The 23,052-nt window shown below is 60.8% G+C and carries 19 protein-coding genes; 7 read left to right on the top strand and 12 right to left on the bottom strand.

Annotated features, from left to right (window positions below; translation table 11 throughout):
• Both P8K07_00625 and P8K07_00620 read right to left on the bottom strand, forming a co-directional pair.
• Positions 1-1,037: RNA-directed DNA polymerase (locus P8K07_00625; protein ID MDG1957025.1), on the bottom strand; the 1,037-nt coding region annotated here is incomplete at its 3' end.
• A gap of 196 nt (positions 1,038-1,233) precedes the next feature.
• Positions 1,234-1,473, bottom strand: a complete 240-nt coding sequence (locus tag P8K07_00620; GenBank protein ID MDG1957024.1) for a hypothetical protein — start codon at positions 1,471-1,473, stop codon at positions 1,234-1,236.
• Positions 1,474-1,579: 106 nt separating this feature from the next.
• Here P8K07_00620 and P8K07_00615 point away from each other — a divergent pair, with 106 nt between their 5' ends.
• Complete coding sequence (locus tag P8K07_00615; protein MDG1957023.1) at positions 1,580-2,584, top strand: hypothetical protein; 1,005 nt, start codon at positions 1,580-1,582, stop codon at positions 2,582-2,584.
• 201 nt (positions 2,585-2,785) lie between these two features.
• Entirely contained in the window at positions 2,786-3,604 is an 819-nt protein-coding gene (locus P8K07_00610) for an SDR family oxidoreductase (protein ID MDG1957022.1), read from the top strand.
• Between the two features lie 39 nt (positions 3,605-3,643).
• Here P8K07_00610 and P8K07_00605 read toward each other — a convergent pair whose 3' ends face one another.
• The 7 genes from P8K07_00605 to P8K07_00575 all read right to left on the bottom strand — a co-directional run bounded on the left by P8K07_00605 (position 3,644) and on the right by P8K07_00575 (position 11,839).
• Positions 3,644-4,810 carry a hypothetical protein gene (locus tag P8K07_00605; GenBank protein ID MDG1957021.1) on the bottom strand — a complete coding sequence of 389 codons (1,167 nt, stop codon included), beginning with the start codon at positions 4,808-4,810 and terminating at the stop codon, positions 3,644-3,646.
• Positions 4,807-5,688, bottom strand: coding sequence for a hypothetical protein (locus tag P8K07_00600; GenBank protein MDG1957020.1), 882 nt, complete (start codon positions 5,686-5,688; stop codon positions 4,807-4,809). The genes P8K07_00605 and P8K07_00600 overlap by 4 nt, the downstream gene beginning before the upstream one ends.
• On the bottom strand, positions 5,685-6,869 hold the full coding sequence (locus P8K07_00595; GenBank protein MDG1957019.1) for a hypothetical protein: 1,185 nt from the start codon (positions 6,867-6,869) through the stop codon (positions 5,685-5,687). The genes P8K07_00600 and P8K07_00595 overlap by 4 nt, the downstream gene beginning before the upstream one ends.
• 1 nt (position 6,870) lies before the next feature.
• Positions 6,871-7,923, bottom strand: coding sequence for a hypothetical protein (locus P8K07_00590; protein ID MDG1957018.1), 1,053 nt, complete (start codon positions 7,921-7,923; stop codon positions 6,871-6,873).
• Between the two features lie 414 nt (positions 7,924-8,337).
• Positions 8,338-9,546: a CoA transferase gene (locus P8K07_00585; protein MDG1957017.1), complete on the bottom strand. Its 1,209-nt coding sequence runs from the start codon at positions 9,544-9,546 to the stop codon at positions 8,338-8,340.
• Positions 9,547-9,554: 8 nt separating this feature from the next.
• Positions 9,555-10,718: an acyl-CoA dehydrogenase family protein gene (locus P8K07_00580; protein MDG1957016.1), complete on the bottom strand. Its 1,164-nt coding sequence runs from the start codon at positions 10,716-10,718 to the stop codon at positions 9,555-9,557.
• Positions 10,718-11,839, bottom strand: coding sequence for an acyl-CoA dehydrogenase (locus P8K07_00575; protein MDG1957015.1), 1,122 nt, complete (start codon positions 11,837-11,839; stop codon positions 10,718-10,720). The genes P8K07_00580 and P8K07_00575 overlap by 1 nt, the downstream gene beginning before the upstream one ends.
• A gap of 152 nt (positions 11,840-11,991) precedes the next feature.
• Between P8K07_00575 and P8K07_00570 the strand changes: the two genes are divergently transcribed.
• Genes P8K07_00570 through fdhD form a run of 4 tightly spaced genes read left to right on the top strand, consistent with a single transcriptional unit; the run spans position 11,992 to position 17,679 of the window.
• Complete coding sequence (locus P8K07_00570) at positions 11,992-13,152, top strand: hypothetical protein (protein MDG1957014.1); 1,161 nt, start codon at positions 11,992-11,994, stop codon at positions 13,150-13,152.
• 40 nt (positions 13,153-13,192) lie between these two features.
• The gene (locus P8K07_00565; GenBank protein ID MDG1957013.1) at positions 13,193-14,500 is read left to right on the top strand and encodes a serine hydrolase; all 1,308 of its coding nucleotides are present in this window, start codon (positions 13,193-13,195) and stop codon (positions 14,498-14,500) included.
• Positions 14,501-14,542: 42 nt separating this feature from the next.
• Positions 14,543-16,807, top strand: a complete 2,265-nt coding sequence (locus P8K07_00560) for an FdhF/YdeP family oxidoreductase (GenBank protein ID MDG1957012.1) — start codon at positions 14,543-14,545, stop codon at positions 16,805-16,807.
• A 35-nt stretch (positions 16,808-16,842) separates the two neighbouring features.
• Entirely contained in the window at positions 16,843-17,679 is an 837-nt protein-coding gene (fdhD, locus tag P8K07_00555; protein MDG1957011.1) for a formate dehydrogenase accessory sulfurtransferase FdhD, read from the top strand.
• Here the strand turns inward: fdhD and P8K07_00550 are convergent.
• From P8K07_00550 to P8K07_00540, 3 genes are read right to left on the bottom strand one after another with little or no spacing between them, the layout of a single operon-like run.
• A complete protein-coding gene (locus P8K07_00550) occupies positions 17,663-17,965 on the bottom strand; it encodes a Dabb family protein (protein ID MDG1957010.1) in 303 nt (100 codons plus the stop codon). The genes fdhD and P8K07_00550 overlap by 17 nt on opposite strands.
• 4 nt (positions 17,966-17,969) lie before the next feature.
• Entirely contained in the window at positions 17,970-19,064 is a 1,095-nt protein-coding gene (locus P8K07_00545; GenBank protein ID MDG1957009.1) for an acyl-CoA/acyl-ACP dehydrogenase, read from the bottom strand.
• A gap of 9 nt (positions 19,065-19,073) precedes the next feature.
• The gene (locus P8K07_00540; GenBank protein MDG1957008.1) at positions 19,074-20,294 is read right to left on the bottom strand and encodes an acyl-CoA dehydrogenase family protein; all 1,221 of its coding nucleotides are present in this window, start codon (positions 20,292-20,294) and stop codon (positions 19,074-19,076) included.
• Between the two features lie 203 nt (positions 20,295-20,497).
• Between P8K07_00540 and P8K07_00535 the strand changes: the two genes are divergently transcribed.
• The gene (locus P8K07_00535) at positions 20,498-22,870 is read left to right on the top strand and encodes a fatty acid cis/trans isomerase (GenBank protein ID MDG1957007.1); all 2,373 of its coding nucleotides are present in this window, start codon (positions 20,498-20,500) and stop codon (positions 22,868-22,870) included.
• The last annotated feature ends 182 nt before the right edge of the window (positions 22,871-23,052 follow it).

The raw sequence follows: 23,052 nt of genomic DNA, 5'->3' as shown, positions 1-23,052 counted from the left end.
TACGGCCTGTGAGTGACTAGGCGCACCTCGCCCGTCCCGCACCTGCGGGCTGTTTGAAAAACGACGACGAACACAAATCGATGTCTCCAAACGCCGCGTGCGGCCTGCTCATGAAGCGGGCTGGGCGCGGCGTTTGTGCGTGCACGCGGACGGTGGAGGTCGAGATGGATCCGTACCTGGGACCAGGTGCGCTCGTACCCTCCTTGTCGGCTGACCAATGCGCTGCGGCCCTCGCCCAATTCGCTGTGAACCCACCGCCACCAGCGCAACACGTACAGCCGAAGGCGTTGCCGATCGCCTCCCTGCCCATGCGCCCGGCGCGCACGCTCTTGCCGTCGACGGTGACTCACACCGGAGGGACGAAGTTTGCGTCCGGGATGGAACTGGTAGCCGAGGAAATCAAAGCCGCGTGATAGCGACCCGATGAAACGCTTGTCCGGGTGCATGCGCAGGCCGATCGGGCCGGTCACGGCATGCACCTCCGCGATCGCGCGGCGCAGCTGCCAGCGCGTGCGTGCCAGCAGGACGAAATCGTCCATATAGCGCACGTAGGAAACCAGCCGGCCTTGCGACACGCGTTGCTCCATCGCGCGGTCCAGAGGTGCCAGATACAGCGCGCCCAGCAGCGGCGAGAGGAAGCTGCCCGCCACGATCCCGCGTCCGCTACCGAGCCGGTCCGGCAGACGAATATAATCGCCCACCACCGACTGGCAGGCCGCATCGGCGCCGGCCACCGCAATCTGGCGCAGCACCACATCATGGCGCAGGCTCTCGTAATAGGACCGGATGTCGAAGCGGGCCACAAAGCGCGCCCGCGGCAAGGCGCGATAGACCGAGCGCACCGCGCCCTTGACGCCGCCGCGACCTTTCAGGTGGCGGCAGGCAGCCGGCGTGGTCGCGTCCACCAGCGGCGAGAGATGCACGCGGGTGCGTTGCAACAGGCGAAAGCTGCGCGGGTTCCAGAGGGCCATCAGGCGGGCCTTGGGGTGGTCGCCCAGAAACCAAGTGCCGGGCGTGGCGAGGCGGGGCGTGGACACGGCTCGGACTATAGCGAAGTTGGAGGCCTCCTCGGTGTCCCGAACGACGCAGTGCGAGTCGGTCCAGATCTCCGGGCAGGCAGCCGCCCAGCGGCACCGCCACGGGCGGGAAGGGCGGGAAATGCTGCCGGTGGCAAAACCGAGATGGACGAATAGAGCGCCTTCTGGGCAAAAAGGGCCTTCATGTTTCCTACCGTCAGCTCATCCGAAAACCCGACAGCGAGAATAATTGTATCACGCCCATTTGGCCGGTGCTCTTGATGGAATAGAACAAGCCTTGATTGCCGGCATGACTGAACACCACCGACAGGCAAGCGAGCCCGCGCAAGCCCTCGAGCGACCCGATGTTATTGATGTGAGCATTGTCACCGGGCAACGCTTTTTTCGTTTGGGTGGGCGCCGAGAGAGGTTTCACCGTGTTCGTCCCGAGGCTCAAGATGTGCGATCCGGGGATGGGAACGGGGCTGGGATTGGCGCGGCAGGCCAAGGTAATAAATCTTCAAACGACCTACCCTGGGCGGACGTCGGCTGTGTAGAATCCGATGATGTTCTTCAAACACATCAAGACATCTCAAGTGCCGGTGCTGGCCGCCGCTATCGTCGGAGCTTGCCGGGAGAGAGGTTGGGCCCTGGATGTCCAGCCGCGGTTATTGGGCGCGATCTTCTCAGCGCTCTTCAACTTCGATGAGGACTTTCGTAATCTTCCCGGCACGACAGCTGAGGAAGTCGCCTCGGCGTTCCCGAATGCCGCAGAACGCCGCGAAATCATTGATCTGATGCTCATCTGCGAGCTTTGCCTCCACGAGATCCCGGCGGAACTGAGCGACTCGATCGATCGCTGGGCAGCTGACCTTGGTGTGAACGGGATTGACCTGGCCGTCGCCCGCGAGCTTGCTCAGGGCGCCCAGGCCCGAGCGCAATTCGACCTCTACCGTAATGGCTTTTGGGGTGCTTGCGCGGAGATTGATCCCGCGTTCTCGGCCCTCATTGAAGCAAACGGTGCCCGAGCTTTCGCGCTGACGATTACCGCCGATCCGGGCGAGACTGCGCGTTGGGCGGCTCTGGAACACTGTCCGGCCGGAAGTTTGGGCCGAGGCGTCTGGGACTTCTACGATCAGCGCAATTTCGTGTACCCGGGGACCCCGGGTGCGGTCAGCAAGGCCGAGTCACATCACGACTGGGTCCATGTCCTATGCGACTATGGCACCAGCCCGATGGGCGAGGTTGAGGTCGGCGCCTTTCGTATGACAACAACGGACGATCCGGGTGCGGCGCTCACGTTCATTGCCGGGCAACTCGCCTTTTATCAGGGCGGCATCATGCCCAGCGCACTGACGGGTCTTCACAAGGACCACGTTCTGGAAACACCGGGAGGGACGGAGAGGGTCGCGGACGCGCTACGTCGAGGGCGCGAGTGCACCTTTGATACCTACCATCTGTTCGACTTCTTCTCGGTGGCAAATGAACCGCTCGAGGGACTACGGGAACGCTGGAATTTTGTACCAAAGTCCGTGGCCGATTCTCCGTCCTGGGACCTGCACACCTGAGAGCGCTTCCGCCCAGCGGCGCCGCTGGAAATCTTCCTGTTTCCCCCGGCGCCGCAGAATGCGCTTGATGCGGCAAACGCTTGCGCCATCAAATTATGAAAAGTTGTCGCCGCCGATTGCTACGGTTAGGCTTCTCCCTCAACACACTGGCCTCGCACAGCGAGTCGAGGCCTTCGCGCAAGTCACAGGAAAGGACCGATCGTGCAAGAAAACCCTGCAGCATCTCCCATGAAGGCCTATGACCTCTCGGGTCGAGTAGCTGTTGTCACCGGTGCCGCCAGCGGTATCGGGCAGCGTTCAGCCGAGTTTCTCTCGGCGGCCGGAGCTCGTATCGTGCTCGGCGACATCGACGCCGAAGGCCTCGAGGTCACGGCTGGGCGGGTCAACCAGACAAGTGCGGGGGTGACCCAGGTGACCGACGTGACGGACCGCAGTGCCGTCGAGGCCCTCATCCAGCGCGCTGTCGACGAGTACGGGCAACTGGATATCCTGTGCAATATCGCAGGAGCGATGTCCCCGGGGACGATCGAGGAAATCACCGACGACCAGCTCGAGAAAGCTCTTTCTCTCAACCTTCGCAGCGTAATCTGGGGATGCCGCGCGGCGATCCCCGCCATGAAGGGCAATGAAACAGGGGGATCGATCATCAACGTCTCCTCCGGTGCGATTGATTCGCCCACCCCCGGCATCGGTCTCTACGCAATCACCAAGGCCGCTGTTGCCATGTTGACCAAGACCCTGGCAACCGAGGTTGGTCCTTATGGCATCCGGGTCAACGCGCTCTGCCCCGGCGCTACAATGACAAAGTTCACCACGTGGCGGATGCATCGCGAAGACGGAACACTCGATCGGGAGGCTTACGACCAGTTCGTTGAACGAATGAGAGCACGCTCGCCGCTCGGTGAAGTCGGCGAAGCCGAAGACCAGGCGCATATCCTCCTGCATCTCGCCTCGGATGCGGCGCGATGGACGACGGGTACGATCATGCGAGCCAACGGGGGCCAGACCTTTTCCTGGTAGCCCCACCAAGGCGATCGGGCGACCGCCTGCCGTTCAGGATCAGTTCGAGGGGGTTCCCAGCTGCTTGAAGGACTTCACCGTCGCCCGTGAGTAGGCCGCGCGATATCGGTCGTAGGCAAGCTTGTAATTTCCGTCTGCGCGAAAGGCTTCCGCCTGTGACCAGAGCTTCTGAATTTCTGGCTTCATATGGTAGCCCGAAGCCTCGGTCTGATCGATGGCCTCTCGCGTATACCCGCGCACCAAGTCGAGAGCGCCTTCTTCCTCGGAGGGCAGGTATAGCGAGCCCGTGCGCAGACCCCCGCGAACGGCCAGATTGCCTTCGACGACCAGGCGCTGCAGCGTAACTAGTCGATCTTGTACTTCGGCCAGTTTGTCCCTGACCACGGTCAGACGTCCATTGTTGGCGATCGCCGTTCCCTGTGTCCAGCACCCACCTACGATGTCCGCGTAGGTGCCAAGCTGTCCGACAACATGAGCGGTATGTTCGATCGTCGAGCAGGCCCGTTCCAGCCCGGGAATGGTTTTGCTCAGGGAGCCACCTTCGCCGCCTTCCACCAGCAGTCCATGCCCCGAAAACCTGTGCAGCGGAACTTCCACCTTGCCGTCCTCCATGGTGGCCCGGCAGGTTTCTTCTCGCCCTCGGTCCCCCGCATCGCCGAAGCCGAAGGGCATCACTTCCTTCTCCGGGAGAAATCCGATTTTCGAGATCTCGATCTTGTCGCACTTCCATTTAAGGCCTGCGGCGACTGTCTCGAGGGAGTTATGGGCGACCGCCAGGCCCATGGAGAGACTCCAGCGACCGGCCCATGCCAAGCCCAATTCGCAGGATTTCTCGGGCCAATCCGGGTCTCCCGGGGCCGATTTTTCGGTGTCGTGATTCTTCGCCTCGGCATCGACCTGCGTGAGCAGGTCGCGCAATGCGGTCTCGGTATTTTCGAGGCTTTGCAGGCCGGACAGGTTACCGCTCTCTGGCCAAATGGCCGCCAGAACGTCGGGATCAATTGTCTCCCACTCCGAAACCAGGCCGAGAGCGTCGGTTTCCATTGAGGAAACCCCGAACCGATTGGCAAAGGAGGCAACGTGTTCGGCAATTGCATGCATTCGCTCGCGAACCTGAGCCGGCTCACCGGTCAAATCTGCATGGCCGGCTGCCGGGTAGGCCGCGAAGAGCAATGCAAGGGACAGTCTCAGGAGAAGCCGTTTCATGGGCTTGCCTCGGTCGCCAGGGATGTCGACTGCACGGTGATCTTGTCGTATGCGAGGCGGTAGAACCGAACCGCACCCTTGTTATTGCCGGCTGCGAGAGCGTCGCCTGCCTTGTTGAGGGCATCGTCGACATCAGGAGAAAGAACGTAGCCAGCCGACTCGGTTCGTTCGGCAATACTGTCAACGAGCGCTCCGACGGTTTCCAGGTCCCCGCCCATCGATTCGGGGAGGTACAATGAGCTCGGCATACTCCCGCCGTAGCGATGCAGGCTTTGCTCGAGATAGATGTCGAAAATGAGCGTCATGTCGTCCACCAGCGCCTCGCTCTGCTCGTGGAGGGTTTCCAGTCGTTCGTAGGACGAATCGAGGTAGCCTGCCGTCCAGCAGTCCAACCAAGCCCGTTGCAGGGGCGGGGCAGACCAGGCCGCGGTAAAGGCCGCCTGCGCCACACTGCAGCCCGGACCCGCCTTCGCCTCGGCTTCTGCTTCCTCACTCGAAGCACCCTTCCAGTCGACCGTCAGGTCATTGTCGACCTGGCCCCAGCAGTGCACGCCTCGACCGCCCTCGTCGTCGCAGAACATTTCCCGGAAGTCCTGATCCCGCGGACAACGCCCCGAAATCCGCAAACCGTCCGAAACCACCGGCAACGCCCTGATCGCTCCTTCTTCCGCGCAGGCCAGCAGCATCGCCAGATCGGAAGCATCGAGGGTGCCTTGCACCGCCATGAGTGCCGTCCAATTGGTGCTGGGCTGAGTTCCGGCCAACTCGCACGAAGCATCGGGCCACGCGTCTGCCTCGTCGTCGGCGTCGCCGACGCCGGGCATCAAACTGAGCAAGAGGCTTGCCATGAGAAGCCTCAGGGAGAACCAAACTTTCATGGTCGATCCCCCTTGCCGGAGCCAGGTGCCGAGACTGGTGGCGTATTCGAACTGCGCGTGGCCAGACGAAATGCCTTCCGATATCGGTCGAACGCGCGCTTCACTTCCCCGACATCACGGTAGCTGTCGCCATCATTCATATATTTTTCGATGCCCGGCCGCATTCGGTAACCAAGTTCCGAGGTGCCTTCGACAGCGGTCTCCACGGTGCGGCGAGTCTCTTCGAGGAAGCCGTCGAAGGTCGCCGGCAGATAGGCCGCAGAGGGGCGACTCCCGCCGCGGACGGCGAGTGTATGCTCGAAAATGAGCCGCCGAATCCCCGCGGACATTTCGCGCACCTGAGTAATCTCGTCCTGGATTACGCCGAGACGTTCATAGTTCGCTTCGGCGGTGCCGAAATCCCAACATTCGAGGTACTGGTCCAGATATTCTTGCGTCTTTTCCGAGGTGACCACCAATGCCTTGGCAGCCGAACACGCCGCTGCGCCACCGGCGACGGTGACCGGGAGCAATGCACCTCCCTTGACGGTTCCGCCGCGACCCCAGGTGTCGCCTTCCATGATCAGTTGACAGTCACCGATATCGAGGACGATAAAGCCCACAACTCGGATACTGCAGGTTTCCACCTCTCTTTGATCTCCTTCGAAACGGAAAGGGCGGTCAACTGTGATCGGTTCGATCGTGACCGCCTCACAGGCGGACGCGATCGCCTGATAGGCTTCCAGCGCCACCAGAGTTGTACCGATCAAACTGGTGTATGCGGTCCAGGATCCGTCCTCTCCCTGAACGCCATCAATTGGACACTGCTTTTCCGGCCAGTCCGTCTCGGAGACATCGCTCGGTTCGGTCGATCGCAAGGCATGCAACCCGTCTCTCGTTTTTCGATACTTTTCTGCGGCCCAGCGCAACTGCACCAGAGCTGAGCCTCGGCCTGGTGAAAGATCGAGAAGCTCATGAAGCTCTTCATCGCTCAGCGCGGCAGCCTGTGCGGCGGCCTGATTCGCTTCTTCGGCCAACGTCGGTTGGTTCAGGATGGCGGCGATATCTTCCTGGTAGAGCGCCGCTGCTTCAAGATGGCGTCGGGCCTCTGCCGCGAGAAGCGGATCGACCGCTGCTTCTGCCGATATGCTGACGAAAATCGGCGCCAGGATGAAGGCCAGGCTGGCAATCAGGCGGTTCATTTTAACGAAGCCTCCTCTGAGAGCCTGCCGTCGCTTCACGATAGGCCTCCCGGTAGAGGTCGTAGGCATCCTTGAAGGCACCGGCTGAGGCTTTGCGATCTGCTTCGTCGAGGTGGTCGTAGATGCGCGGCGAAACAATGTACCCTGCCGCCGCTGTCTCGTTGATTGCGTTCCGCACCAGAGAGGCGATCGTCTCGAGCCTGCCCCCGGATGACTCCGGGAGGTAGAGCACCGCGGTGCGAGTGCCTCCCCAGACCTGCAGGGCACTTTCTGTCTGGAGTTCGATCAGAAGGTCGAGGTCCTCGGTCAATGCATCGAGCTCGTCTCGCAGGTAGGCCAGCCGCGCATAGTTCGCATTAATGAGGCCGTCCTTTTGGCAGCCAAGCCAGTTTTCCTGCAATTCGGCCAGTAGCTCCGTCGGCAGGACTTGCAAGGTTTCAAGGGTGCTGCAGGCTTCGATGCAATTGGCGGCCCGAGGCCATCGAATTACCGCGACCGGTTCGCCCAATTCGATATGCCCGGACCCCTCCGTGTAGTCGGGTGTCTCATCGGAGTGGCACCGTGCATGCACCTGCAACTGAACGGATTCCACGCCGAACTCTCGCACCTGTGGTCGCTGGCAGTACATCTCGAGCAGAGCCAGAGACTCCGCAAAGCCCGCGAGCGCATCCAGTTCGCGACGGGCCTCTATCCAGTTCCCATTGCTTGCGTTGGCCAGGACGCATTCGGCTTCGGGCCACGCCTCGCCTTTACTCCGAGGGGCCTGAGGCGGCTCCCGAGGTGGAAGGTCGCGCAGGGCTTTGAGTCTTCGCAGAACTCCCGGATAAAGGGCCCGCGCTTCCGGCGACAGAATCGCCTCATCGGACCCGGGTAGGCAGGGCGTTACCTGCCCCAGGGCGAGTCCTGTCTCGGTGAAGTCCTCGGATCTCATTTTCTCTCCAGCCTCGACCAGACCGGAGGCGACCTCCTGTACGAAGGAGGACCAGTCTTGCGCGGGTTCCGCCTCGGCACGGCCATCGAGAAGAAGGAGGAAAAACAGGACAAAAACGAGCATCAGAACCTCCTTTTTCCCCGATGGATTCTTTCCGGTCAACCCACAAACATTATCGAAAAACCCTACCGGCGGAGGGGTTTTGTAACGAAACAGGGCCACCTCGGCCGGCCCATACCAGCGGGCTTTTTGGGAAACGACGACGAATACAAATCGGTGTCTCCAAACGCCGCGTTGCCCCGATGACCAAGCGGGCTGGCGCGGCGTTTGTGCGTCAGGGCGGACGGTAGAGGTCGAGATGGACCCGCGCCCGGGATCGCAGTTTTGATTAAAATCTCGAGCCGGGGATCAATCTCCTGCACATCTATTTCGGATCTTGTCACACACCGAAACCCCTGCCGGTACTGGGGAAGATGGCAGATGTTTGCACCCCCATGCACCCTCCAGCCCCCTCTGGCTCAAGCCCCCGGAAACCTGTCAGGAGATGACGTTCTTCTCTTTCCATGCAGCGATCTCATCCCAGCTGCACCCAAGGTCCACCAGAGTGAGTTCCGTATCGGCACCGACCTCGGGAGCCGCATTCCGGATCTCGACGGGCTCGCCACCGAACTGCACGGGGCTCGAGGTGAGCCGGATCTCCCCGTATTCGGGATGGTCGACGGGCAGGATGTATTGGTTGGCGGCTACTTGCGGGTCCTCCGCGACTTCGAGTGGGGATTGAACCGCGCCGAAGATACAATCCGTAGGCTGCAGCGCTGCCATCCAGACCGCTCGGTCCCGGGTGCGAAAATGTTCGGTCAAGGTGGTGTGCAGCTCAAGGCTGGCGGCCGCTCGTTTCTCCGGAGTGTCATAGCGCTCGTCCTCGAGAATATGAGCGAGTTCAATCGCGTCGAGGAACTGGGGCCAGAATTTTTCCGCTTGCAGCATCATGATTTGCAGGTGTTTTCCGTCGGCGCATTCGTAGGGTGCGACCAGCGGGTTGGGCGCGCCAAGCAAGTTGCCTTTGGGTAACTCGGCGCCATAAAGCATCGAGGCCACCATATCGGGGGAAAGCATCCAGCAGGCCTGTCCGAGCAGCGATACATCGACTTCGACGGCTTCCCCGGTGCGTTCTCGGTGGAAGAGTGCGCTGGCGATCCCGCCGGCGATAAACATGCCACCAGTGAAATCACCGAAGGCAGGGCGCTGCATGACGAAGGGCTCACCGGGCGTCGTCATGGAAGCCGCCGGACCGCCCCGCATCCAGAAGGAGAGGCCGTCATAGCCGCCGCGTCTGGAGTCAGGCCCCTTGGGCCCATAGCCGGTGCCCTTGGCGTAGATGACCTTGGGGTTCACCTTGCGGATATCCTCGAAGGTGATGCCGAAGCGTTCCCGAGCGTCGGGAAGCATGCTGGTAATGAAGACATCGGCTTTCTCGACCAGTCGGTAGAGGATCTCTCGACCGGTTTCAGTCGAGATGTCGATCCCGACACTTTTTTTATTGCGAAACTGTTGCTCGACGAAGAAGTTGGCGCCGGCCGCGCCCGGAACGATGCCCGAACTGATCAGGCCGCGGATACCGTCACCGTGCTCCGGATGTTCGATTTTGAGAACCTCCGCGCCCCAATCGGCAAGCACGGTGGCGGCCGCAGGAACAAACGTCCACTCGGCCACCTCGATTACACGAATCCCCTGCATCGTCTGCATAGTGTCTCCTAGTCTTTGGGCAGCCCCAGAATTCTTTCGCTGATGATATTTTTCTGGATATTGGGGGTGCCGCCGCCAATCACCACTTCCGGCCAGTTCAGTGCCTGGAATGGCCACCGTCCGCCGTCAGGTGCGGCCTCGGAGCGTGGGAAATACCCACTGGCCGCGCCGAGCAGCTCGAGTGCGAAGTCTCCCATCTCAACCTCCAACTCGGCACGGTGCAATTTGTTGACCGAGGTTTCGCTCGACAGCTTTTCTCCCTTGAGTTGTTTGGTCAGGTAACGCAATCCGTTGAGTCGCATGGCTTCGATCCGCGCCTCGAAGCGCGCAAGTCTGCGCCGGACCTGATGGTCCTCGGGTGCGGGGCGACCGCCGCGGCGGCTTCGCTTGGCGAGTGCCTTGAGTTCTTCGAGCTTGCGGGTCATCTGGGTGACCTCGGCGATGCCCGAGCGTTCGTTGGCAAGCGCGGAGATCGTCACACGCCAGCCTTCGCCCTCGTCGCCGAGTCGATTTTCGACCGGGACACGCACGTCGTTGAAAAAGACCTCGGCAAACATCGAATAGCCGGCCATGTTCTGGATGGGTCGGACTTCCACGCCCGGGCTGTCCATGGGAACCAGCAGGCAAGTGATGCCTTCGTGCTTGACTCGGGCGTCGGGGTCGGTGCGCACCAGCAGAATCATCCATTTTGACCAGACAGCGCCACTGGTCCAGATCTTTTGCCCGTTGACGATATACTCGTCTCCCTCTCGTTCGCCGCGACATTGCAGGGCGGCGAGATCCGAGCCGACGTTGGGCTCCGAATAACCGGTGCACCACTGATATTCGGAGTTCAGGATGTCGGGGATAAAGCGCTTTTTCTGTTCCTCGGTCCCGTATTGGATGATGCCGGGTCCTACCCACGCCAGCCCCATGAAGCAGGAGCCCAGTGCTGGCGCTCGTCGGGCAGACATCTCCTCTTTGAGGATGACCTGTTTGGCGATGGTCCCGCCGCCGCCGCCGACCTCTTTGGGCCAGGTGTAGCCGACCCAGCCTTTGTCGCGGACCTTGCGATCCCATTCCTGAATGAATGCCAGGTCATTCTTTTTGGCATCCGCCGGCAGATTGGCGTCGAGAAATTCCCGAACTTCCAGGCGAAACGATTCTTCTTCTTCGGTGAATTTGAAATCCATCAGAGGCCTCCCAGTGCAGCTGCGCGTTCGTAGTGCCAATCGGCATCGCCAAAGGCGGGCCGAACCCATTTGGCCCTTTTCAGAAAGAGTTGCGCGTCATATTCTTCAGTATAGCCGATGGCTCCATGGAGTTGAACCGAGTCAATCCCGATTCTCGCCATTGCGTCGCTGACGTAGGCTTTGGCCAGCGATGCCTGTCGCGGGAGCTCCTCAGGGCTCTCGTCGATCGCCCATGCGGCGTAATAGGTTAGAGATCGAAAGGACTCGATGTCGACAAAGATCTCCGCCAGCGGATGTTTGACGCCCTGGTACTTCCCGATCGGAGCGCCGAATTGCATCCGGGTTTTGGCATACTCGACCAGAAGGTTGAGCGCGCTTTCGGCCGCACCGATGCTCTCCGCACAGACCGCAACCGCGCCGCGATCCAATGCGCGGGCAACCGCTTGTTCGGCGAGGATCCCGTCGCTGAGAAGCATCTCTGACGTCAGCACGACGTTGTCGAGCGTGAGACGGCCCAGCCTTTTGCTCGGGTCGACGGTGGGGAAACTGCAGGCGGACACGCCACTGAGGCTCTTTTCGACCACGGCCAGTTGGACGGCGGCATCCGGCCGGCGGAAGGCGATGACAAAGACATCGGCCTGTCCGGCATCGAGAATGAAATCGCGCATGCCACTGAGTCGGAAGCCATCGCCGTCGGCCTGTGCCTCGAGGGTGATGCTGGCGGTTTCGGGCGCATCGACGTCGTCAAGCAGAGCCAGCGTGGCGGTTCGGTTGCCAGCGGCAATCTCCGGCAGCCAACGGTCGCGTGCCTCCTCGGACCCGGCGTCGATAATTGTGGCGGTGGCCAGCGCGGTTGCCAGAAGCGGGGAGGGGGCCAGCGTCCGTCCGGTCTCCTCGAGGAGGACGGCCATTTCCAGCCAGTGCAGGCCGAGGCCTCCCTGCGCTTCGGGAACCAGAATGGCGGGCCAGCCGAGTGCGGTGATTTCTGCCCATAATTCGGGCGAAAAAGCCTCCTCCGCGAGCATTAATTTCCGGGTCTCCGTGATGGGACACCGATCGTCGAGAAAGCGTCGCGCGCTCTCTCGTAATTGTTCCTGTTCCTCTGTGAATCCGAAGTTCATGGTCGAAGCGCTCCCTTCTGCTGAAATCCTAAGGTTCCGGGAGGCCGACCGCTACTCCGGCCAAGAACGATAATCTGGCCGATTGGAGAGCCGAGACTTCGCTTGGTAGGAATACCCCAAACGACCCCACCAGGGCAGCGAAAGGCAGAATCATGGCTCGTGCATATGCGATAACGGCAGACGCCGTCGCGGCGGAAAAAGAACGTACCGGCGGAAACTACGAAGAAGTTAATCTCTCCGATATCCTCAAGCTCGATGAGCTCGAGATCCCGGCGACGGGGCCTCGCGATGTTCGCCTGAAAATCCTTGCGGTTTCACTCGAACATAATATCGCCCATGCGGCACTGGCCGATACGGTAGATATCACCAAACTGCGCGGCGGCAAGATCTATCCGGGCAACTCTGCTCTGGGCGAGGTCACGGCCGTCGGCTCGGAAGTGACCAAATTCAAGGCCGGCGATATCGTGATTACCCACTGTAATGGTGGTCCCGACGAATATGGTTATCCTCTGCGGATCTGGGCGTATGACGCCCCCGATTCTATTGGTTGGTACGGCGAAGAAGCGCAAGTCGAGGACTGGCAGCTGATCCATGCGCCGCTGGATTGCGGATTGAATCTATGGGAAATCGCAGCCCTGCCGCTGCGCGCGCCTACCGCCTATCACCTATGGCGGCGCGCGGAGGGAATCTTCCGCGTCAAGGCAACCCGCGAGCATTGTGCGCAGATGAATGTGCTGGGCTTTGGTGGCGGAGTTTCCGAGCTTTTCCTGATGATGGCCAAGCATGAGGGGCATAAGGCCTATTTTTGCTCCGGTTCTGCCGAGCGTCGCGCTGCCCTGGAGAAGCTGGGTATCGAGTCCATCGACCAGAAAGCCTTCAACCGCTTCGCCTCGCGCGATGATGTGAAAGCATTTTCCAAAGAGGTCAAGGTGCGGACGGGCGGGGTCGGCATGCATGTGGTCTGCGATATGCTCCGTGGCCCGGTGTGGCCGGCTGGCGTGGCCGCCTCGGCGCGTGCCGGCGTGAACGTGAGCGCTGGCTGGCAGCTCTCCAAATCGATCACCTACGATTCGGCGGGTGCTTCGGTAAAGCAGCTCACTCTCGACCATACTCACTATGAGACATTGGTGGGATGCGAGGCGGCGACCCAGCTCTACGGCTCGGTCTTCAAGCCGACGATCCATTCGGAGATCTATCCGTTCGAGGAGCTGCCGCGGGCGCTTGATGAAATGCATGCCAATACGCAGGTGGGCATACCGATCATTCAGGTCGCCCGGGACTTGCCGGAATCCGTCAAGTCGATTGTGCCCTGATCCAGGTAGCCAGAGACGTTCAGTCATGAGAGGAGGGGGAATGTGGTTCTTGCGAACTGGATTCCCCCTTCTTCTTTATGTCGTGACTCTCCTCGGCTTCGTCGGTGGCCCGGCATCTGTGGGGGCCTATCCTCTCGATGGATACGAGGACACCGGGATTGTCCGTCTTGAGGCCTATCGAATTGCGCAGCAGAATTCAGACGGTGAAGTTTTGCCGTTTGGGGCCATGCTGGCGACCCGGAGTATCGGGCTTTCCCTGACCGATAAACCGGATTTTGCGATCCCGGCGGTGGATGACGAATTTTCGGCATCTCTCGTGGAAGTTCTCGGCGCAGATGCCTCGGGCTATGGCGTCGCGGTTCTGGATCTGACCGATCCTGCCGAGCCGGTCTACGCCGCCCATCAGGAAGAGCGCATGATGAACCCCGCGAGCGTGGGCAAGGTGCTGGTCGCGGTCGGTTTTTTCCAAGCACTGGCGGACGCCTATCCCGGAGATCTCGGCGCGCGGCAGAAGGTCCTTTTCGACACCGTCGTTGCCGCCAGCAGCTTTATCCGTCGGGACCACCATGAGGTACCGTTCTGGGCATTCGGAGACGAGGCGATCGAGCGCCGCCCGATTGTCGAAAGCGACGCTGCGAACCTTTGGACGTGGCTCGATTGGATGATGTCGCCGAGTTCGAATGCGGCGGGTTCGGTCGTCCTGCAGCAGGCGATGCTTTTGCAGCATTTCGGCAAGGGCTATCCGGTGTCGGTCGAGCAGGCGGAAGCGTATTATGACGACACCTCGGCCCCCGAGCTGCGCGCCGATCTGGTGCGAGTTCTGCAGGACTCGCTGCGACGAAGTGGTTTGAATCCGGGGCAATTGCGGCAGGGCAGTTTCTTTACGCGCGAGGGGCGTGCGCGGGTGCCCGGCGGCAAGAGTTGGGCCTCGAGTCGGGCATGGATGGACCTGCTCGTGGCGATGGAGAAAGGTCGGCTGGTCGACCCCTGGTCGAGCGCTCAGATCAAGAAATTGCTCTATCTGACCGAGCACCGGATTCGATATGCCTCAAGCCCCGAACTCGATGAGTCAGCAGTCTTTTACAAATCGGGTTCGCTCTATAAATGTCGACCGGAGAAGGGCTTCGTCTGTCGGAATTATGCCGGCAATCAATGGAATTTCATGAACTCGATTGCCATCGTCGAGTCGATACGCCGGTCCCCGAAACTGCGGTATGCGGTGGTGGTCAACTCCAACGTGCTGCGCAAGGATGCGGTTGGCGAGCATCGTGCCCTGGCCGCCCGAATCCATCGTCTTCTCGAGGAGCGTCACCCGCCGCCGCAAGTACCTGTGGTGATTGTCGATTAACTCCGCTTTGCGCGCAGCGCTGAGCATGCGAAAATGCTGGCAATGGCAAATGGCCAAGTAAGGAAAAAGCCGGGGCAGGCAGGCGGGGCCGAGGCATTGTTGGCGACGACCCGCCGGCTGGCCGACGACGGAGGAACCTCCGGAGCGCGGGCTCTGCTCTCGATCAATCAGCCCGACGGTTTTGATTGCCCCGGTTGCGCGTGGCCGGAGCCTGCGCGCGCTTCGCGGCTAGAGTTCTGCGAAAATGGCGCCAAGGCAGTCTCCTTCGAGGCGACGAGCAAGCGCGCCACGCCGGCTTTTTTTGCCGATCATCGAGTAGCGGAACTTCGCGGCTGGAGCGACCGGGCGCTTGAGGCCGAGGGGCGGCTGACCCACCCGTTAAGGTACGATGCGGCGAGCGATCGCTACGTACCTGTTGTCTGGGAAGAAGCTTTCCGCGAGATTGGCGCGACCCTCGAATCTCTGGAGAACCCGAACGAGGCTGTATTCTATACTTCGGGTCGCACCAGCAATGAAGCTGCCTTTCTCTATCAGCTTCTCGGGCGCTCTCTGGGGACCAATAATTTCCCGGATTGCTCGAATATGTGTCACGAGTCCAGTGGCGTGGGCCTCACGGAGTCTCTCGGCATCGGCAAGGGGACGGTGACTCTGGAAGATTTCGATCACGCCGATCTCATTCTTGTGGTGGGCCAGAACCCGGGCACCAATCATCCGCGGATGCTTACCGAGTTGCAGGCCGCCCGTGCCCGTGGTGCGTCGATTGTCTCGATGAACCCGCTGCGGGAAGCAGCGTTGGTTGCGTTTGCTCATCCGAAGAACCCCCTGGAAATGTTGCCGGGTGGGGCAACGCCGATCTCCACGCACTATCTGCAGGTCAAGGTGGGTGGCGACCTTGCGGCACTGACCGGCCTGGCGAAGATCCTTCTCGAGCGTGAGGCGGCAGCCCCGGGCACGGTCGTGGACCACACATTTGTCGATGCCCATACTGAGGGCTTTTCGGCTTATCTTGCGGCGATCGATGCCGCGACGTGGGACGAGATCGAAAGGGAGTCCGGTCTACCGCCGGAGGCGTTGGCCGAAGTCGCGGATCTCTATGCCCGCAGCGAGCGGGTGATCGCGTGCTGGGCGATGGGGCTCACGCAGCAGCCCCATGCGGTCGCGACCATTCAGCAAGTCGTAAATTTGCTCCTGCTGCGCGGGAATATCGGGCGGGCCGGCGCCGGCGCCTGTCCGGTGCGTGGGCATAGCAACGTTCAGGGTGACCGGACCATGGGAATCGACCACGAGCCCAAGCCGAGTTTCCTCGAAGGGCTCTCGCGTCATTTTGATTTCGCGCCGCCGACGGCGCCGGGCTTCGATACGGTGGCGACGATCGAGGCGCTGCAAGCGGACCGAGTTCGTTTCTTTTGCGCGATGGGGGGGAATTTTGTCGCAGCAACTCCGGACTCGCCAAGGGTGGCTGCGGCACTGGGGCGCAGTGATCTGAACGTATTTGTGGCCACGAAGCTGAACCGCACGCACCTCGCCGTTGGCGGGACCGCGTATCTTTTACCGTGTCTGGGCCGCACCGAACTCGATCTGCAGCGAGACCAACCGCAGGAAGTCACGGTCGAGGACTCGATGAGCATGGTGCATGCCTCTCGCGGGCGTAATCTGCCGGCTTCCTCCGAATTGCTTTCGGAGCCGGCGATCGTGGCCGGGATGGCGGGGGCAACGCCGCGGCTCGCCCATATCGATTGGCAGCATCTGGTTGGAGATTATGCGCGCGTTCGAGACGCGATCGCTGCGGTCCTGCCCGAACTCTTCCATGATTTCAATGAGCGGATCCGCGAACCGGGAGGGTTTTATCTCGGCAATAGCGCACGTGATCGCTTGTGGAATACCAGCGCTGGCAAGGCGACATTTGTAGCGGCCCCGATTCCGGACCAATCTCTGCCGGAAGGCCAGTTGCGTCTCATGACAGTTCGCTCTCACGACCAATTCAACACCACGGTTTACACGGATGACGATCGCTATCGGGGAATCTTCGGCACCCGAAAGGTCCTTTTTGTTTCGGCCTTCGATCTGTCGACGCGCGGTTTGGCCGATGGGGATCTCCTCGAAATCATCAGCCATTACGGCGACGACGAGAATCGTCGCGTCGAGGGCTTTCGGGCGGTTGTCTACGATATTCCGGTGGGCTGTGTGGCGGGATATTTTCCCGAATTGAACCCGCTCGTATCGTCCGGCAGCTTTGCCCGACGCAGCCGCACACCAAACTCAAAGTTGGTGCCGGTCACCTTGGAGCCCTTCCGGGGCCAGCTGTGATCCCCGGGAATCTTCTGGCATAAGTTACGGCGAGGATGTCCTTTCCACCGACACGAACGCACCCAATCGTGCGCTACCAGAACGCTGTCGCGGAGCTTTCGCGCGATAGCGTCGTCACGGAGGAGCCACTCGAGATTCGCGTGGCGGGAGAATCTCTGGCGGTCACGATGCGCACACCGGGGCATGACGAGGAGCTTGCGGCGGGATTTGCTCTGACCGAGGGGTTGGTGGACCACCCCGAGGATCTCGAAGCCGTGCGCCCCTGTGCGGATGCAACCTGGGGCAATATCGTCGAGCTGGAACTGGCCCAAACCGCGGCCGGGCAGCCGTCTCGCGTTGGTCGCGCCAAACGAGAGATGTTTCTGTCGAGCTCGTGCGGGCTATGTGGAAAGGAATCCATTGATCGGATCCGCCAGCAGCTGTCTCGCTTGGGGGAGGGGCCTCTCGTGCCTCCGTCCGTGCTCGAGGACCTGCCGGAACGGATGCTGGCCGAGCAGGGGGCTTTCGCAACCACGGGCGGCCTTCATGCTGCGGCGCTCTTTTCCGCCTCCGGGGAATTGCAGGTGCTCCGCGAGGACGTGGGTCGTCATAATGCCGTTGACAAGGTTCTGGGCCACGAGTTGCTTTTGGGTCGACTGCCGCTGTCGAAGGGAATTCTTCTGGTGTCGGGTCGGTTGAGTTTTGAGATCGTACAGAAGGCGGGACGGGCGGGAGTCCCGATGCTCTGCGCGATCAGCGCGCCCTCGAGTTTGGCAATCGATCTTGCCGTCGAGATCGATATGACCCTGATTGGCTTTCTTCGTGCGGGCCGGATGAATGTCTATACAGACGCTGCTGGTCGAATCTCGGCGGTGGCTACTCGACCCGCGTGAAATTCCAGACCTTCTTGATCTCGATCTTGGGCGCGACCTCGGCTGCGACAAATTCTCGGTGGGCCGGGTCCTCGCGGTAGGCGGCGATCGCCTCGAGCGATGCAAAGTCCAGTCGCAGCGAAACGTCCCAGACCAGAGCCTCATCGTCGGCCGGGAGCCCGACGACGACCTGTTCTACGCCAGGCAGACCCGGCAAGCCCGCCGCAAGCTTTGCCGCGAGTTCGCGGCGTCCCGACGGGTTTGCGAACTCAGCCTTGAGTTTGAAATAATGGTGTCTCTCGATCATCGCATCACCAGCCGCGCAGGTCGGCGGCTCGGGCCCGATGGTAGGAGGCCTCGCCAAAGAAGGCTCTGTCGAAAAGGGAGCGGCGCACCCATAAGTGGATATCGTGTTCCCACGTAAAGCCGATGCCGCCGTGCAGCTCGATTCCCTTGCGCCCCATCTCGTCGAAAAGGTCCGTAATTCGGGCTTTGGCGAGTGCCGCGGTATGGGCCGCCCGATCTTCGATATGGTCAATGGCATGCGCCGCATACCACCAAAGTGAGCAGGTGGGGGCGAGATCCGTCGCGAGGTCGGCCAGTTGGTGTTTGATCCCCTGGAAATGAGCGATGGTCTGCCCGAATTGCTCGCGGATCATCACGTAGTCGCGGGTCATTTCCATGCAGCGAGTGGCTCCTCCGAAGGCATCCGCGGCAATCAGGACAAGTGCGGTGTCACGGACGCGATCAATAGCCGCCTTGCCGCCGCCGATTGCCAGGGCTTCGGTGCCATCGAAGTGAACCGTGCTGACCCGCCGGGTCATATCGTTGCCGATCAACTCTCGCGTCGTCATTCCGTCCGCCGCCCGCTCGACGAGAAACAGGTCCGGTGCATTTGTTTGCGAGTCGCGTGCCGCGACGATCAGGATATCGGCGATCGCTGCGAAGGGCACCAGAGGTTTTTCTCCGTAGAGCTTGCCTCCGGAAAAACGAACCTCGAAATCTCCAGCTTCCCACACCCCGACCTTTTCGCCGGCGGCATACGTCGCGATCGCCTTCCCCGAAGCGATCCTTGGCAGCCAGTGGCTTTTGGCTTCCCCTTGATCGGCCGCCTGCAGGGCGATCGTGCCCAGTGCGTTGCCGAGAAATGGCCCGGGCATGCAGGCGAACCCGAGTTCTTCGGCGATCAGGGCCAGGTCCAGCACTTCCAATCCTGCCCCACCGAATTCTTCACTGATAGGCAGTGCGGTGAGGCCAAGTTCGGCAATCCCCTGCCAGAGAGTTGCATCGTGGCCGGTATCGCTTTCCATGATCTCGCGGACCCTTGTCGTCGGGCACTCGGCTTCGAGAAATTTTCGAACACTATCCTTGAGCAGGACCTGATCTTCGGAGATTCCAAAATCCATGACTGACTCCTATTTACGCAGGTCGCGGGGTAAACCGAGACCGCGTTCTCCGATGACGTTGCGCTGGATATTGGGGGCACCGCCTCCGAGGGCCAGCATGAAGGCTCCATTGAAACTGCCCATCATCATGCCGTCGAAGGGTGCGGCCGGTTCGCCCTGACCGAGCATTGCGCGATCGCTGGAGATCTCCAGCGCGAGCATGGCAATATCGTAGGAAAGCTGGGATGCGTATAATTTGGTGACCAGCCCGGCGAGGCCGGGGTCCTCTCCGCGATGGCCCGCGGTCAGCAGTCGATATCCGTTGAATTCGGCTGCACATACCCGCGAATCGAGATCGGCCAGCTTCTCGCGAATGGCAGGGTCTTCGATGGCCTTGCGCCCTCGCACCTCCGTGAGTTGGGCCAGAGCCACGGCCCCGTCGAGAGTGCGGCGTTGCATCGAAGCATTTCCGATGAGCGCGCGCTCGGCCTTCAGCGTGGAACGGCTGACCTTCCATCCGTTCCCGCGATCACCGACGATCGAATCTCGGGGAACCCGCACGTCGTCGAAGAAGATTTCATTGAAATGAGCTTCGCCGTCCATCTGGCGCAGGGGGCGAATGTCGAGCCCCTGCGATTTCATGTCGATCAGCATATAGGTGATGCCGTCGTGTTTTGGTGCGTCGGGCTCGGTCCGTATCAACGCGAACATCATATCGGCGTCGGCGGCATTCGAGGTCCAGATCTTCTGGCCGTTGACGACCCAGGCATCTCCGTCCAAAACGCCCGAGGTGCGGAGTGCGGCCAGGTCCGAGCCGGCGCCGGGTTCGCTATAACCCTGACACCAGCGGATATGGCCCATCAGGGTGCTCTCGATATAGGTTTCTTTCTGCTCCTCGGTGCCGTGGGCGAGCAGGGTGGGGACGAGCATGGCGGGGCCCTGGTTGGATAGTTCGTAGGGAGCCTTCGCACCATGGAATTCTTCGGCGATGATCGTCGCTTTCAAAGGGTCGGGGCGCTGCTCGCTGCCACCGTAGGCGCGGGGTACGTGCCGGTAGAGGTAACCGCCTGCGACCGCGGCGCGACGGAATTCCGTCGCGCGTTCATCGGTACGAGCCCCACCACCCAGCCCACGCTTGAGTTCGTTGACGACCGGGTTGGACGCGACGTCCTCCGGAGTCCAGTTATGCTCGAGAAACGCTCGCACTTCCTCGCGGAATTCCTGATAAGTTTCGTTGTATTTCAGATTCACGGCTTGCCTCCAAGAACCGGTCTAGCAAGGACGAGGGCTGCCACCAACGAAGGCCTTGCTTGCACACCCCCGCACAGCCTGTCACGCGATTCGTTTGCGATTGTTGATAACTTCGGGGGCAGGAGGCGCACCTTGAAGCAGCCGGTCCGCGTCTGGTGTGGAGCAGTGGCAGAAATCACCGATTGCGGGTAGGGGAGAATCCCATGCCCAAGGTGCGCCCTCCGTTTCTTCGATTCTATGGTGTCGCGGTTCTGTTCTGCCTGAGTACTGCCGCATGCCAGTCGTCGGATCCTTCTTTGGCCAGCCGACCCACACCTTCAACGGTGGCGTCGGCTCGCTCGGTGCTTCCTGAAGCATCGTCAACGACGTGGGCGAATGCACAAACGGTTTTCGAGGCTCGCTGTGCGGTTTGTCACGGCTGCTACGATGCTCCTTGTCAAGCTGTGATGAGCGCGCCGCAGGGCCTCGCACGCGGGGCCAGCAAAGTTGTGGTCTACAACGGCGAACGATTGCTTCCGGCCGATCCGACGCGCTTGTTTGTGGATGCGCAGACTGTCCCGGAATGGCGTGAAAAAGGTTTTTACTCAATTCTGGACGAGTCGCATGATCGCAACCTGGTGAGACTGATGCTGGATCTGGGCGCGGCCCATACCTTTGCGCCGGGCAAGAAATTACCGGATGCCGTCCCGGTTGGTATCGATCATGCGCTTTCGTGCCCGACCCCCGACGAATTCCCGGACTATATGAAGGAGCACCCTCTCTGGGGCATGCCCTACGGGATGGCACCGTTGGCTGATGGCGAGATGAAAACTCTGTCGGATTGGCTGGATGCTGGTTCGCCGACGGCTCCTGCGGCCCGCGAAATGCCGGCTCGCGCCGCCGAAGAAGTGGCTGCATGGGAGGAATTTCTTAACGGTGATTCGCTCCGCCAGCGCATCGTGAATCGCTACCTCTATGAGCATTGGTTTCTGGCGCACGTCTATTTCGATGATCTGCCCGAAGGTCCGTTTTTTCGGGTGGTGCGCTCGACGACGCCGCCAGGCCAGCCGGTCGTCGAGATCGCCTCACGCCGGCCCTATGATCCACCCGAGGTCGATCAGTTCTGGTACCGCCTTCGTCCGGTTGAAGGAACCATATTGCACAAGACCCATACTCTATATGAGTTCGGAGACGCGCGGATGAAGCGTCTTCAGAAATTGTTCTATGGTGCGCCGTGGACCCCGACGAAGTTTCCCAGCTACGAACCCGAGTTGGCCAGCAATCCTTTTATCACTTACGCCGAGATCCCGGTACGCGCGCGTTATCAATATATGTTGGACGATGCGCAATATTTTGTGATGACCTTCATCCGTGGCCCGGTCTGTCGCGGGCAGATCGCTGTCAACGTGATCGAGGATCATTTCTTTGTGGCATTCCTCGATCCGGACGCCGATTTGTCGGTGACTCGGCCGGAGTTTTTGCGCGAGGCGCAGGAGGATTTGAACCTGCCGGCCGAGTATCTCAGCAAGCTCGTCCCGGGTGAGTTCTTTCTCAAATATACCGATGAGCAACGCGACTATCTAAAATTGCGAAATCGTTACTATGACAAGGCGTATCCTGATGGAGCAGGGCTGGATGCGCTATGGGACGGTGATGGCACCAATCCCAACGCCATGCTGACGATCTTCCGGCACTGGAATAATGCCACGGTGATTCAGGGTTGGACGGGCGGGTGGCCCAAGACGGCCTGGGTGATCGATTACCCGATCTTCGAGCGTATCTATTACGATCTGGTGGCCGGGTTTGACGTCTTTGGGAATGTCGCCCATCAGGCGGCCACGCGCCTCTATATGGACCATCTGCGGATGCAGGGCGAGAACAACTTCCTTGATTTTCTGCCCGCTAGCCGGCGCAAGGAGGTCCATGCCTCGTGGTATATCGGTGCAACCGACAGTCTGAACTACCGATGGGCTGACGAGTTGCTCGATACGCGCCCAAGCGCTCTGAAATTCAGCAAGCCCGATGTGAAAATCGAGCTGCTCGAAAAGATCCTCGCCTATAACGGGGCCGTCGCCGGCGGCCCCGACCGGCTCAACCGATGTGATGCCATCCCCTGCTCATCGCCAGGTGCTACCGCGTTCGAGGTTGGCGTTGATGCAATTCTCGAGCCTCTTGCTGGTGTCAAAGGCCCTTGGATCGCGCCGCTTCCGGAAGTAAGCCGCCTCCGCGTGCGCAACGGTGACACAATGATCACCTACACGCTGGTGCATAACCTGGCGCATACCAACGTGGCCTATATGTTCGACGAAGATAAGCGGCTGGTCCCTGCCGACGATACCGTGACTCTGGTCCGCGGCTATCTGGGCAGCTACCCGAACTTCGCATTCGATGTGGATCACACCGAGCTGATCGAGTTTCGCGATGCCTTGATGGGCGTTACGGATGCCACGAGTCTGGAGGCGGTAGTCGACCGCTGGGGCGTACGCCGCACGGACCCAGACTTCTGGTCCACGATGGACTGGTTTGTCGAGGATTTCCGCCAGCGTCAGCCAACCGCGGCCGGGCTCTTTGACCTCGGCCGCTACGAGAACCTCTAGGCTTCGGACCTCAGGCCGAAACCTATTTGCCGGTATAGTTGGGCTTGCGTTTTTCGAGGAAAGCCCGCGGACCTTCGCGAGCATCCTTGCTCGACATGACTTCCATGCCGAGTTCCATCTCGCGCTTGTAGGCCTCGGCCTCGGGCAGGAACTCGGTCTCGATGATCGAGCGTTTGATGTTC

This window comes from Candidatus Binatia bacterium (assembly GCA_029248525.1).
In the GTDB taxonomy this organism is placed as follows: Bacteria; Desulfobacterota; Binatia; order UBA12015; family UBA12015; genus UBA12015.
The sequence above is the reverse complement of the archived record's forward strand: the minus strand, read 5'-3'. Positions and strand labels throughout refer to the sequence as shown.